Source organism: Streptomyces sp. NPDC005799 (assembly GCF_040630525.1).
Classification (GTDB): Bacteria; Actinomycetota; Actinomycetes; order Streptomycetales; family Streptomycetaceae; genus Streptomyces; species Streptomyces griseorubiginosus_B.
In genome coordinates this window covers 13725-26692 of sequence record NZ_JBEXXQ010000034.1, presented here as the reverse complement: position 1 = coordinate 26692, position 12968 = coordinate 13725, and the positions used below count along the sequence as shown (strand labels likewise).

The window sequence follows — 12968 nt, the reverse complement described above, 5'->3', positions numbered from 1 at the left end:
TCAGGTGTGGGGCACCCAGACGCCGCGGTCCTCCATGACCTTGCGCAACGTGTCGATGTGATCGGTCATGATGCCATCGACTCCCAGGTCCAGGAGCCGGTGCATCCGATCGGCCTCGTTGATGGTCCACACGTGCACCTGCAGCCCGCGCGCGTGGGCGGCGCGGACGAAGCGGTGGTCGACGACCTGGATGCCGGACTGTGCCTCGGGCACCTGGGCGGCGACGGCGGAGCGGCGCAGCGCGGCCGGCACACCCCAGGAGCGCAGCCGCAGATTGAGCACGCCCCGGGTGCCGTACGACGTCGCCAGGCGGGGCCCGGCCAGCCGCTGGGCGCGGATCACCCGGGCCTCGGAGAAGGAGCCGACACAGATGCGGTCCCAGGCGTTCGCGCGCTCGGCGAGCTCCAGGAAGGGGTGGAGGGAGGCCTCGGCCTTGAGGTCGACGTTCCAGCGCACCTCGGGGAAGGTCTCCAGCAGCTCCTCGAAGAGCGGCACCGGCTCCTTGCCCGCCACGCGCGCGTGGCTCACTTCCCTCCACGGCAGATCGGCTATGCGCCCGGCGCCGTCGGTCACCCGATCGAGGGTCGCGTCGTGGAAGGCGACCAGCCTGCCGTCCGCCGTGGTGTGCACATCGGTCTCGATGTACCGGTACCCCGTCTCCACCGCCCGCCGGAACTGCAGCACGGTGTTCTCCAGACCGTCCGCGGCCCCGCCCCGGTGGGCGAAGGCGATCGGGCCGGGATGGTCGAGATAGGGGTGGCGTATCCGCGAGGTCACCGTCGCAGTATCGCCCCCTCCGGTTGCCCCTCGGCAACGACCGTGCTGCCGCCGGATGCCGCGGGGACGTCGAACACCCGCAGGAAGAGCTGGGCGAGCGGACCGATGGAGAGCGCGTACAGGACCGTTCCCACGCCGACCGTGCCGCCCAGGGCGAATCCGGTGGCCACGACCGCCACCTCGATCCCCGTCCGCATCAGCCGGATCGACCGTCCGGTACGGCGGTGCAGCCCCGTCATCAGCCCGTCCCGCGGACCCGGCCCGAAGCGGGCCGAGATGTAGAGCCCGGTGGCGACACCGTTGAGCAGGACGGCGGCCACGAGGAGCGGGATCCGCACGAGCAGGGAGCGCACGTCGGGCGCGAGGTCGAGGGTGCCGTCCATGGCGAGCCCGACGACGAAGACGTTGGAGACCGTGCCGAGGCCCGGACGCTGACGCAGCGGGATCCACAGGAGCAGCACCGCCGCGCCCACGATGATCGACACGACGCCGATCGTCAGCCCGGTGAGCCGGGCCAGGCCCTGGTGCAGCACGCCCCAGGGCTCCAGCCCCAGGCCCGCCTCGACGAGCAGCGCGGAACTCACGCCGTACAGAACGAGTCCGGCGTAGAGCTGGATCAGCCGTCGCCCGAGACGGTGGCTGCTGGAACCGGGCTTCGCGGATCTCACGTCGTACCCCTGGTGGTCGTGGTGGCCTGGTGCATGTCACCCTGGGGCGTGGGTGGAAGTGTCATCCATGGCCAATTCGAGGAAGGTGGACTGATTCCCATGGCCCATTGGACGTCGGCGATGGGTGCCGCGCAGCTCGCTCGGCTGCTCAACTCCCAGCAGGACCGCCCCGCCGGCCCCGGCACCCGCCGCCCGCCCGCCTACCGGGCGCTGGCCGACGGCATCCGGCTGCTGGTGCTGGAGGGCCGCGTCCCGGTGGCCGCCCGTCTGCCCGCGGAGCGCGAACTGGCCCTCGCCCTGTCCGTGAGCCGTACGACGGTCGCCGCGGCCTACGAGGCGCTGCGCACCGAGGGCTTCCTGGAGTCGAGGCGTGGCGCGGGCAGCTGGACGGCCGTACCGGCGGGAAATCCGCTCCCCGCGCGCGGGCTGGAACCGCTGCCCCCCGAAGCTCTCGGCTCGATGATCGACCTGGGCTGCGCGGCGCTGCCCGCTCCCGAACCCTGGCTGACCCGGGCCGTGCAGGGCGCGCTGGAGGAACTGCCGCCGTACGCCCACACCCACGGCGACTATCCGGCGGGGCTCCCGGCCCTGCGCTCGATGATCGCCGACCGCTACTCCGCGCGCGGGATCCCGACGATGCCCGAGCAGATCATGGTCACCACGGGCGCGATGGGCGCCATCGACGCCATCTGCCATCTCTTCGCGGGCCGCGGCGAGCGCATCGCCGTCGAGTCGCCCTCGTACGCCAACATCCTGCAGCTGATGCGGGAGGCGGGGGCGCGGCTGGTGCCGGTCGCGATGGCCGAAGGGCTCGAGGGCTGGGATCTGGACCGCTGGCGTCAGGTGCTGCGCGACGCGGCACCGCGGCTCGCCTACATCGTCGCCGACTTCCACAACCCCACCGGCGCGCTCGCGGGCGAGGACCAGCGGCGGCAGCTCGTGGAGGCGGCCCGGTCGGCGGGAACGGTGCTGATCGCGGACGAGACGATGAGCGAGCTGTGGCTGGACGAGGACGTCGAGATGCCACGGCCGGTGTGCGCCTTCGACCCGGCCGGGTCCAGCGTCATCACCGTCGGCTCGGCCAGCAAGGCGTTCTGGGCGGGCATGCGCATCGGCTGGGTGCGCGCGGCACCCGATGTGATCCGCAGCCTGGTCGCCGCGCGTGCGTACGCGGATCTGGGAACGCCGGTGCTGGAGCAGCTGGCGGTCAACTGGCTGTTCAACACGGGAGGCTGGGCCGAGGCCGTCGACATCCGCCGGGAGCAGGCCCGGGAGAACCGGGACGCCCTGGTCGCGGCGGTACGGCGGGAGCTGCCGGACTGGGAGTTCGAAGTGCCCCGGGGCGGGCTGACGCTGTGGGTCCGCACGGGGGGTCTGTCCGGGTCCCGGTTGGCGGAGGCGGGGGAGCGGGTCGGCGTACGGGTCCCCTCCGGGCCGCGTTTCGGGGTCGACGGTGCCTTCGAGGGGTATGTGCGGCTGCCGTTCACCGTGGGCGGTGCGGTGGCCGACGAGGCGGCGGTGAGGCTGGCCGCCGCGGCGAAGCTGGTGGAGACGGGGGCGTCCGGGGGCGGGGAGACGCCGAGGACGTTCGTCGCGTAGCCGTGGTGGCCCGGGGCTGAGGCGGCGGGTCGCCGGCGCGGGCGAATGACATCCGCCCGCGCCGGCTTCGCCATGTCCCTAGGACGTCTCGGCCGCCACGGCCTTCGCGGCCGCCGGTTCCGTCTCGACCACCTCGGCCTCGATCCCGTCGGCCGCCATCCCCTCCGCGTCGGCGGGGGCGGTCCGCGGGGGCAGGAGGGCCAGCACCGCCTGACGGTCCGCGTCGCTGGTGGCGTCGTCGTAGGGGTCCGGAGTGGCGGGGACCTGGAGCCGGTGCACCGGTCCGGCGCCCAGACGCGCGTAGCCGCGGCCGGGCGGGACGTCGGCGACCGGCGTCGTGTGCGGCGGTGCCCCCAGCACCGCCTCCAGCTGCCCTGCCGTCGCCGGTCCGAGCACGACACGCGCGCGTGTGTGCTGCCGTACCGCGTCGGTCAGTGTGTCCTTGTTGTCGAACTGGTCGGCCACCACCACCGTGACGTTGGCGGCGCGGCCGTGCCGGAGCGGGACCTGGAGCAGGGCCTGCGGGTCCTTGCGGCCGTCCGCGGCGGCGAGGTGGGTGAAGGCCGTGGGGTGGTCCAGCAGGACCCACAGCGGGCGCTTGGTGTCCTCCGGCGGCGGGTGCCCGGCCTGACGGGCGCGGTTGGCCGCGATCAGGCGGCGCTCCGTCTCGGTGGCGGCCCATTCGAGGCTGGCCAGCGCCCCGGCCAGCCCGCACTCGACGGCGAGCACACCGTCCCGGCCGGTCAGGCACGCGTACTCGCCGGTGCCACCCCCGTCGACGATCACGACGTCACCGTGCTGCAGGGCCTGCAGGGCGACGGAGCGCAGCAGGGTCGAGGTGCCGCTGCCCGGCTGGCCCATCACCAGCAGGTGCGGCTCGGTGGAGCGGACGCCGGTGCGCCAGACGACCGGCGGGACGTCGCGCTGCTCCTCACCGTAGGTGAGGGGGAGCGTGCGCTGGACCTGGGAGGGGTCGGTGAAGCCGAGGACCGTCTCGCCCGGTGCCGTGACGAAGCGCTGGGCGCACAGGCCGGTGGGCAGCGGGGACAGGACGGTGACCGTGAGCTGGTTGCCCTCCTCGTCCCAGGCGAAGCGGTACTCGCGGCCGCGGCCCGACTTGGCGTGCAGCAGCTGCTCGATCCGCGCGCGGGCCTCGGGCTCGCCGTCCGGGAAGTAGGCGGGGTAGCGGATCACGAGCTCGGTGACCCGGCCGGACTCGTCGAACTCGTACGTCGGGAAGGCCTTCTCCCACGCGCCGCCGTGGGCGTAGAGGGGGGTGGGGTCCTCCGGGGTCGAGAAGTAGGGGACCAGGGCCTCGTAGAGCGACTTGAGGCGCTCCGTCTGCGACTCGTCGGGGCCGTCCGGAGCGGGCGGTTTGCGGTCGCGGCCCTGCCAGGCCGCCGCCGCCATCACGACGATGGCGGCGAGCAGCGGGCCGTACGGCACGAGCGCCACGACCAGGACCACCGACGCCACCAGGAACAGCAGCGGTCCGCGCTTGTCCTTGGGGGTCTCGGCCCATCTGCGCCGCCCGGCCCCCGCCAGCCGGCGCAGACCGCGCGTGATCGTGATCAGCGGATGGAGCACGTCGGTGGCGCTGTCGGCCGCCGTCCGGGCCAGCTCCCGGCTCTTGGCGATCTGCGCGCTGCCTGTGCTCAGGATGCGGGGGAGGGGGCGGCGGGCCACGGCTGTCTCCTGATGGTGCGTACGGACGGGACGGGCGGCGTCAGAACCTGATGCCGCCGAGCAGGCTGGCCAGGCTCTCGCCGCCGGCCTTGATGCTCGGGGCGATCGCCGTGCTCGCGAGGTAGAAGCCGAAGAGGGCCGAGATCAGCGCGTGCGACGCCTTCAGGCCGTCCTTGCGGAAGAAGAGGAAGACGACGATGCCGAGCAGGACCACACCTGAGATGGACAGGATCATTGGGATCTCCTGGTTCGTGGGGACAGTCACCATGAGTACTTCCAGGATCACAGAATGTATCCATACGATAAAAGGTGCAAATGGGTGAAATTCGTCGGATTTCCCCCGACCGGCCGAGCTCTTCCGGGCCGGTGAGCAGGACACTTGCGTCCGACCGGGTCTGTGCTGATCTTTACCTCCGGCGCATCGGGTCATGTGCGGCGCCAACCAGTACCCTTGCGATTCACCTGAACGGTTGTATGAGAGGCGGTCCGGCCGATGACTGAAGCCCCCGACCCCACGGTCGTGGAGCTGGCGACCAAGATCTTCGATCTGGCCCGGCAGGGGCGCACCGATGCGCTCGTGGCGTACGTCGACGCGGGTGTTCCGGCCAGCCTCACCAACGACCGGGGGGACTCGCTCGTGATGCTCGCCGCCTATCACGGTCACGCCGAGGCGGTCCGCGCGCTGCTCGACCGGGGCGCCCCCGCCGACGAGGTCAACGACCGGGGTCAGACCCCGCTCGCCGGCGCCGTCTTCAAGGGTGAGACGGACGTGATCAAGGTTCTTCTGGCGGGGGGCGCCGACCCCTCCCTGGGGACTCCGTCGGCCGTCGACACGGCCCGCATGTTCGGCAAGACAGATCTGCTCGAATTGTTCGGCGCACACTGATACGCACGTTCTGACCAGCGAAAACAAAGAAAACGGGGGAGGCGGTACAGGGCCGCCGAAATTTCGGTCGCGGCAGGTCGAAGTGCCGAGTCATCATGACGTCGTGATTCACGGACGCGATGGCCAGGCAGAGGTTGCCGCACCGCGCGGACCGTGATGCGGTCCGCACGGGCCACTGACGAGAGGCAGAGGAAGATGGTCTACAGCAAGCAGGAAACGGCGGGCGCCCCGACGTGTTGTCACGCGGCCAGGTGAAGCAGGACCCCCGGTTGCGTCGACGCTTGATGTGAGGCTGTTTCCCATGTTCGAACCGGTCATAGCGCCCAGCGGTACGCTGCTCGGCCTGCTCCAGCGGGGCCGCGGCGACGGCACCCTGCACGCGCTCACCGCCCCGCGCGCCGAGGCGCTCGCGGCCCTGAACCACTGCGTGCTGCGCGATCCCCGCCACGACTGGCAGGTGGAGAACCGCTCCCTTTACTACGCCCGTCTCTACCTCGACCTCAATGGCGAGCTGGACGAGATCGAGGCCCACCTCTTCGACGTCGAGGACGCCTTCGACACCGAGGAGTCCCGCACGGGCCTCGCCCTGGCCGTCCTCGGCCACCTGGCCTCCTACGGCCGTCTGGACGCCCTCGCGCTGCTGCGCAGGTACGCCGCGAGCGGCTCCAACTGGGCCTGGGCCCTGGACGAACTGGCGCTGCGCGACGACGACGCCGGCCTACGGGCCCTCGCCGCTCCCGTGCTCGCCCGCTTCCCCACCGACGCCGAGGGCGAGGCCGAGCTGGCCGTCGCCGTACGCGACGCTTTTGAGCCACGGCCCTGGCGGCTGTGGGCGGAGGACCCGCGCGAATCGATCGCCACACGCGTGCGTGCCGCCCAGGAGGCTGGCTGCTTCGACCGATGGCAACGCCAGATGCGACCGACCGGGCCCCGTCCGGGGTGGAGCGTCCAAGCGGTGTTCGAGTGGGCCCAGCAGGGCGTCGAGCGCGGTGCCGCGCTGCACGTCCCCGCCGCCCGCTGTCTCGTCGCGGTCGCCGGCCCCGAGGACCGGCCCGAGATCCTGCGGGCCGCCGTCGACGGCAGCGACGGAGCCCGCTGCACCGCGCTGCGCTACCTCGCCGACAGCAATGATCCAAGCGCCCTCGACCTGATCGAGGGCGCCGTGACCACCGGACCGACGGTCGTCGTGGAGGCCGCCGTCGACGCCTTCGAACGGATGCGCAGCATCGCCGCCGTCGACCGCGCGCGCGGCTGGGCCCACCGGCCCGACCCGCTGGGCGCCGCCGCCGGGCGCATGCTCGCCTGCCGGGGCGGCACCGAGGACAAGGACCTCGTCCTGGGGGCGCTGCGGGAGGCCGTACGGGGCGAGGGGCCCGACGCTCCGACCCTGTGGACCCTCGTGGACGGCACCGGACGGCTCGGCATCGTCTGCGCCGCTCCCGTCCTGCGCCACATCTACCGCGAGACCGCCTCCTCCCATCTGCGGGGCAGGGCCGCCCGCGCCCTCGCCGCCACCGACCCCTCCTTCCCCGCAGGCTTCGCCGTGGAATGCCTCTGGGACTGCGAGGAGTCCACCCGCGAGATCGCCGCCCGGCACGCCGAGACCGGCGACGCCAGGGTCGTGGAACAGCTCCGCAGGCTGGCCGCCGACCCGGCCGAGGAGGCCGAGGTCCAGACGGCCGTACGCAGCCGCATCGCCCCCGACGGACCCGCCGTGTGAGGAGGCACAGAAGTTCACCGGGCCCTCTCGGGGCCGGCAGGTGAACGACGGGTGACCCGCGGGTCAGACGGTCATGGACACGGTCTGACCTGCTTGGGTGTGCGAAGGAACGCTCACGGGACGTTCATCGTGCGCAAAGATCCACGTTGACGCGACCACGTCCAGCCCGGCGAGAACACGGGTATGCGTGTCGTCATCGTGACCGAATCCTTTCCCCCCGATGTGAACGGCGTGGCCCACTGCGCGCTCCAGACCGCCCGGCACCTCGTGGATCGCGGTCATTCCCCGCTCGTCGTCGCGCCGGCCCCGCCTCCCACCGCCGGCAAGCGGCCCGACGCCTCGGCGCCGTGCCCCGTCATCCGTGTCCCCTCCCTCCCGCTCCCGGGCTATCCCCAGGTCCGCGTGGCGCTGCCCAGCCGGCGCCTCGCCGCGGCGATCGTCGAGCACCGTGCCGACATCGTGCACCTGGCGAGCCCCTTCGTCCTCGGCGTCCGCGGCATGGCGGCCGCCGCCCGGGTCGGCGTCCCGGCCGTCGCCGTCTACCAGACGGACCTGGCCGGATACGCCCGCACCTACATGGGCGCCGGAGAGGCCGCCGCCTGGCGGCGCATCCGCTCCGTCCACTCGGCCGCCGACCTGACCCTGGCCCCCTCCAGCGCCTCCCTGCACGACCTCGAGACCCACGGTGTGCCCCGGGTCAAGCTCTGGCCGCGCGGCGTGGACACCGTCCGCTTCCGCCCGGACCTGCGCGACAACGCCCTGCGCCGCGAACTCGCCCCGAACGGGGAGCTGATCGTCGGCTACGTCGGCCGGCTCGCCCCCGAGAAGCACATCGAGCTGCTCGCCGGGGTCTGCGGACTGGACGGCGTGAAGGTCGTGATCGTCGGTGACGGCCCGAGCCGGCCAGGCCTGGAGGAGGTGCTGCCGGGCGCGGTCTTCCTGGGCCGCCGCACCGGCGACGACCTCGCCCGGATCTACGCGTCGCTGGACGTCTTCGCGCACACCGGGCCCTTCGAGACCTTCTGCCAGACGGTCCAGGAAGCCATGGCCAGCGGTGTCCCGGTGGTCGCCCCGGCCGTCGGCGGCCCCCTGGACCTCGTCGCCCACGACCGCACCGGGCTGCTGGTCCCGCCGCGCGACGCCGACGCCGTCCGGGAGGCCGTGCGCCTGCTGGCGGCGGACACGGAGCGCCGGATCGCCTTCGGCGCCACCGCGCGCGCCACCGTCGAGGGGCGCACCTGGGCCGCCGTCGGCGACCAGCTGATCGGTCACTACGGGGCGGTCCTCGGTGCCCGCCGGAAGACGGCGGTGGCGGCATGACCCCCCTGCGCATCGTGCGACTGGCCAACTTCGTGGCCCCCGCGTCCGGCGGTCTGCGCACCGCCCTGCGCGAGCTGGGCAAGGGCTACAAGGCCGCCGGACACGAACCCGTCCTCATCGTGCCGGGCGAGCGTGCCGACGACCGGGACACCGAGCAGGGCCGGGTCATCACCCTGCCCGGGCCGCTGCTGCCCGGCACCGGCGGCTACCGGGTCCTGACCGACAAGCGGCGCGTGACCCGGCTGCTGGAGGAGTTGGCCCCGGACCGCCTGGAGGTCTCCGACCGGACGACCCTGCGCTGGACCGGCAAGTGGGCGCGGCGGGCCCGGGTTCCCGCCGTGATGGTCTCCCACGAGACCGCCGACGGCGTGCTGCGTACCTGGGGACTGCCCGAGAACGCGGCCCGGCGCGCCGCCGACGCCCTCAACGTCCGTACGGCGCACACGTACGCGCGCGTGGTGTGCACCACCGAGTTCGCCGAGCGGGAGTTCGTACGGATCGGCGCCCGCAACGTCGTGCGCGCCCCGCTGGGCGTCGACCTGGTGGAGCGGCACCCCGCGCTGTACGACGCGGAACTGCGCGCCCGGTACGCGCGCGTGGACGAGACGCTGCTGGTCACCTGCACCCGGCTGTCCGTCGAGAAGCGGCCCGGCACCGCGCTGGACGCCCTCGAGGCGCTGCTGCGCCGCGGCAGGAAGGCCGTGCTGGTGGTGGCCGGGGACGGGCCGCTGCGGGCGCGACTCGAACTGAGGGCGCGCGAGCGCGGACTGCCGGTGACCTTCCTCGGGCACGTCTCCGACCGCGACGCGCTGGGCGCGCTGCAGGCCTCGGCCGACGTGTGCCTGGCTCCCGGGCCCGCCGAGACGTTCGGGCTGGCCGCGCTCGAGGCCATGGCCTGCGGCACGCCCGTGGTCGTGAGCACGTCGTCCGCGCTGCCCGAGGTCGTCGGCTCGGCGGGCGCCGTCGCGGCCGACCACGGGGAAGCCTTCGCCGACGCCGTCGACATGACGCTCGAACTCCCCGAGCGGGAGCGGCGGGAGGCGGCACGCGCGCGTGCGCAGTGCTTCGGCTGGAGCACCGCGGTGGACGCCTTCCTCGCCGCACACGACGCGACGGTGCCGGTGCGTCGCTTCGTGCCCGGGGGCGTGGGATGAGAGCGGTGCGTTTCGTCGCCCTCGGCGACTCGCTGACCGAGGGCGTGGGCGATCCCGTCGGCGAGGCGTGGCGCGGCTGGGCCGCGCTGCTCGCCTGCGGGCTGGCCGAGGAGCCCGTGGAGTTCACCAACCTGGCCGTCAGCGGCGCGCAGACCCGGGAGGTGCTGGAGGTGCAGACTCCGGCCGCTCTCGAGCTGAGGCCGGACGTCGTGTCCGTGGTCATCGGCGTCAACGACACGCTGCGCTGCACCTTCGACATCCATGCCGTCGCCGAGCGGCTGGACAAGGTGTACGCGGCCTTCACGGGGCAGGGGGCGACACTGCTGACGGCCTGTCTGCCCGACCCCGGCTCGATGCTCGGCCTGCCGGGTTCCCTCGCCCGTCCACTGGCCCGGCGGCAGCGGGCGGTGAACCGGGTGGTGCACGCCCTCTCCGACCGCTACGGCGCCGTCCATCTGCACGCGGCGGAGGAGGAGTGGATCACGGATCGCGCGATGTGGAGCGCGGACCGGCTGCACCCGGGGGAGCAGGGGCACCGGCAACTGGCCCTGCGCTTCCACGCCTTGCTGGCGGAGACGGACCGGGCGACGGGCATCGCCCCCTCGCCCGAACCGGAGTTCTCCGTACCGACCAGGTCGGCGAGCCTGCTGTGGCTGGCCACGGCGGGTACGGCCTGGGTCGCCCGCCGGTGCACCGACTTGTTGCCGCAGCTGCTGCGGCTGGCCGCGGACGAGATGCGGCACCGGGCCCGGGGGACGAGCGCGCGGCTGGACGTGCGCGCTGCCGCCGCGGTGTCGGCGGCGTTGGCCGCGGTGTCGATCTCGGAGCCGGATGCCGCCTGAACCGTGCCGGCCGGTGGTGCGCTGCGGGACCGTCGTGGCCGGCCAGCCCGCCTCCTCACGACGTCAACGCCGACCTACCGCCACGAAACGGACCGGGGTCCCCGGCGCCGCTTGGGCCGCGATCGGCAGGTCGCGTGTGCTGACCACCGCGATCACCGGGTAGCCCCCGGTCGTCGGATGGTCGGCCAGGAACACCACCGGCCTGCCGTCCGGAGGGACCTGGACCGCGCCCAGCACCATGCCCTCGCTGGGGAGTTCACCCGGGCGGGCCCGTTCCAGGGTGGGGCCCTCCGTGCGCAGGCCGATGCGGTTGCTGGCGGGGGAGACGCGGTAGGCGCGGGACGTGAAGGTGTCGAGTGCCTCGCGCGTGAACCAGTCGTCGCGCGGCCCCAGGGACACTCGCAGCACGAGTTCCGCCGGAGGCGCCGGTTGGGGAGCCACGTCCACGCGCGCGTGGACGCCACCGGGCACGCCCAGGGGCAGCACCGTGCCGTCCGTGAGCGGCGGCGGACCCAGCCCCGACAGGAGGTCCGTGGAACGGCTGCCCAGCACCGGCTCCACGGCGATGCCGCCGGAGACGGCCACGTAACCGCGCACTCCGGAGACGACGGTTCCGACCTCCAGCAGCGCACCCGCGGGCACGTGCACCGCAGTGCCCCACGCGGCCGGGCGGCCGTCCACGGTGACAGGGCAGGGGGCCCCGGCGACCGCCACGGTGACCGTCGAACGGGGGCGCAGGGCACAGCCGTTGACCGTGGTCTCCAGGACGGCCGCGGCCGGCGGGTTGCCGACCAGCCGGTTGGCCAGGGCCGCCGTGGGGGCGTCGAGCGCGCCGGAGCGGGGGACGCCGAGGTGGGCGTGTCCCGGACGGCCCTCGTCCTGGACGGTGGTCAGGGCCCCGGCCCGTACGACGACGAGCGCGCGGTCGGTCATGAGCCGGACACCGGGACGAAGCGGACACGCGTGCCTGGTGAGAGCAGCGCGGCCGGTACGCGCGCGTGGTCCCACAGGACGGTGTCCGTACTGCCGATCAGCTGCCAGCCGCCCGGTGACGACCGTGGGTACACGCCCGTGTACGGGCCCGCCAGAGCCACCGAGCCCGCCGGGACGGCCGTGCGCGGGGTGGTCCGGCGCGGGACGTCGTAGCGCCGCGGAAGACCGGTCAGATAGCCGAAGCCGGGGGCGAAACCGCAGAAGGCGACGCTGAACTCGGTGTCCGCGTGGATGCGGGCCGCCTTCCGTTCGGTGACGCCCCAGTGCGCGGCGACATCCGCGAGGTCGGGGCCGTCGTACCGCACCGGGATCTCGACGACCTCACGCGCGCGTGGGGGAGCGGCCGGGGCCTCGGTGGCGGTCAGTTCGGCGGCCAGGCGGGAGCGGTCGGTGAGGCCGTCGAGCAGGACCGTGCGGGCAGCGGGGACGATCTCGCGGACCGACAGCGTGCCCTCCGCGCGGCGGCGCAGCAGAGCCGCGTGCAGGGCCTGGGCCTCCTCGCCGGAGGTGACCTCGACGAGCAGGGCGTCGTCGCCCACGGGCAGCGCCCTCATGCGAAGGCCTCCACCCGGACGCCGGACTCCTGCAGGCGCTGCCGGACCAGCCGGGCCAGTTCCACCGCGCCCGGTGTGTCCCCGTGCACACACAGGGAACGAGCGCGTACGTCCACGCGCGTGCCGGAGTGCGAGGTCACCGATCCGTCGCGGGCCAGGCCCACCGAGCGCTCCACGACGGCCTCCGGATCGGTCACCACGGCACCGTTCCGACCGCGGGGGAGGAGTGTGCCCTCCGCGGTGTAGGCGCGGTCCGCGAACGCCTCGGTGACGGCCGGCAGACCCGCCTTGCCGGCGTACTCCAGCAGCCGGGAACCCGGCAGGCCGAGCACGGGCAGGGACGGGTCGGCGAGCCGTACGCCGTCCACCACCGCGCCGGCCTGTTCCTCGTCATGCACGACGCGGTTGTAGAGCGCGCCGTGCGGTTTGACGTACGACACGCGCGTGCCCGCCGCGCGCGCGAAGACCTCCAGGGCGCCGATCTGATAGGCGATCTCGGCCGTGAGCTCCGCGGGAGGCACGTCCATCGCGCGCCGCCCGAAGCCCGCGAGGTCCCGGTAGGAGACCTGGGCGCCGATCCGCACACCGCGCTCGGCGGCCAGCTCGCACACCCGCCGCATGGTGGCCGCGTCCCCGGCGTGGAAGCCGCAGGCCACGTTGGCGCTGGTGACCACGGACAGCAGCCGCTCGTCGTCGGTCAGCCGCCAGCGGCCGAAGCCCTCGCCGAGGTCGGCGTTCAGATCGATCGAGGCCATGGATCCTTCTCGTT

General features: G+C 73.6%; 13 protein-coding genes. 6 read left to right on the top strand and 7 right to left on the bottom strand.

Going from position 1 to position 12968, the window contains the following annotated elements; all coding sequences use genetic code 11:
- Together ABZ453_RS29850 and ABZ453_RS29845 are read right to left on the bottom strand one after the other, a co-directional pair.
- Entirely contained in the window at positions 1-777 is a 777-nt protein-coding gene (locus tag ABZ453_RS29850) for a glycerophosphodiester phosphodiesterase (RefSeq protein ID WP_359019587.1), read from the bottom strand.
- Positions 774-1445: a hypothetical protein gene (locus tag ABZ453_RS29845; protein ID WP_359019585.1), complete on the bottom strand. Its 672-nt coding sequence runs from the start codon at positions 1443-1445 to the stop codon at positions 774-776. Before ABZ453_RS29845 ends, ABZ453_RS29850 begins: the two co-directional genes overlap by 4 nt.
- A gap of 99 nt (positions 1446-1544) precedes the next feature.
- Here ABZ453_RS29845 and ABZ453_RS29840 point away from each other — a divergent pair, with 99 nt between their 5' ends.
- Positions 1545-3044, top strand: a complete 1500-nt coding sequence (locus ABZ453_RS29840; RefSeq protein WP_359019583.1) for a PLP-dependent aminotransferase family protein — start codon at positions 1545-1547, stop codon at positions 3042-3044.
- A 78-nt stretch (positions 3045-3122) separates the two neighbouring features.
- Here ABZ453_RS29840 and ABZ453_RS29835 read toward each other — a convergent pair whose 3' ends face one another.
- Both ABZ453_RS29835 and ABZ453_RS29830 read right to left on the bottom strand, forming a co-directional pair.
- The gene (locus ABZ453_RS29835; RefSeq protein WP_359019581.1) at positions 3123-4730 is read right to left on the bottom strand and encodes a hypothetical protein; all 1608 of its coding nucleotides are present in this window, start codon (positions 4728-4730) and stop codon (positions 3123-3125) included.
- 40 nt (positions 4731-4770) lie between these two features.
- Positions 4771-4965: a hypothetical protein gene (locus ABZ453_RS29830; protein ID WP_359019579.1), complete on the bottom strand. Its 195-nt coding sequence runs from the start codon at positions 4963-4965 to the stop codon at positions 4771-4773.
- Positions 4966-5223: 258 nt separating this feature from the next.
- Between ABZ453_RS29830 and ABZ453_RS29825 the strand changes: the two genes are divergently transcribed.
- From ABZ453_RS29825 to ABZ453_RS29805, 5 genes are all read left to right on the top strand, one after another.
- A complete protein-coding gene (locus ABZ453_RS29825) occupies positions 5224-5616 on the top strand; it encodes an ankyrin repeat domain-containing protein (RefSeq protein ID WP_359019577.1) in 393 nt (130 codons plus the stop codon).
- Positions 5617-5917: 301 nt separating this feature from the next.
- Positions 5918-7336, top strand: coding sequence for a HEAT repeat domain-containing protein (locus ABZ453_RS29820; protein ID WP_359019575.1), 1419 nt, complete (start codon positions 5918-5920; stop codon positions 7334-7336).
- Between the two features lie 183 nt (positions 7337-7519).
- On the top strand, positions 7520-8656 hold the full coding sequence (locus ABZ453_RS29815) for a glycosyltransferase family 1 protein (protein ID WP_359019573.1): 1137 nt from the start codon (positions 7520-7522) through the stop codon (positions 8654-8656).
- Positions 8653-9810 carry a glycosyltransferase gene (locus ABZ453_RS29810; RefSeq protein ID WP_359019571.1) on the top strand — a complete coding sequence of 386 codons (1158 nt, stop codon included), beginning with the start codon at positions 8653-8655 and terminating at the stop codon, positions 9808-9810. Before ABZ453_RS29815 ends, ABZ453_RS29810 begins: the two co-directional genes overlap by 4 nt.
- Positions 9807-10652 carry an SGNH/GDSL hydrolase family protein gene (locus ABZ453_RS29805; protein WP_359019569.1) on the top strand — a complete coding sequence of 282 codons (846 nt, stop codon included), beginning with the start codon at positions 9807-9809 and terminating at the stop codon, positions 10650-10652. Before ABZ453_RS29810 ends, ABZ453_RS29805 begins: the two co-directional genes overlap by 4 nt.
- Before the next feature lie 63 nt (positions 10653-10715).
- Here ABZ453_RS29805 and ABZ453_RS29800 read toward each other — a convergent pair whose 3' ends face one another.
- The 3 genes from ABZ453_RS29800 to ABZ453_RS29790 are packed head-to-tail and all read right to left on the bottom strand — an operon-like array spanning position 10716 to position 12954.
- On the bottom strand, positions 10716-11585 hold the full coding sequence (locus ABZ453_RS29800) for a biotin-dependent carboxyltransferase family protein (RefSeq protein WP_359019567.1): 870 nt from the start codon (positions 11583-11585) through the stop codon (positions 10716-10718).
- Positions 11582-12199 carry a 5-oxoprolinase subunit PxpB gene (gene pxpB / locus ABZ453_RS29795; RefSeq protein WP_359019564.1) on the bottom strand — a complete coding sequence of 206 codons (618 nt, stop codon included), beginning with the start codon at positions 12197-12199 and terminating at the stop codon, positions 11582-11584. Before pxpB ends, ABZ453_RS29800 begins: the two co-directional genes overlap by 4 nt.
- On the bottom strand, positions 12196-12954 hold the full coding sequence (locus ABZ453_RS29790; protein ID WP_359019562.1) for a 5-oxoprolinase subunit PxpA: 759 nt from the start codon (positions 12952-12954) through the stop codon (positions 12196-12198). The genes pxpB and ABZ453_RS29790 overlap by 4 nt, the downstream gene beginning before the upstream one ends.
- Positions 12955-12968: the final 14 nt, after the last annotated feature.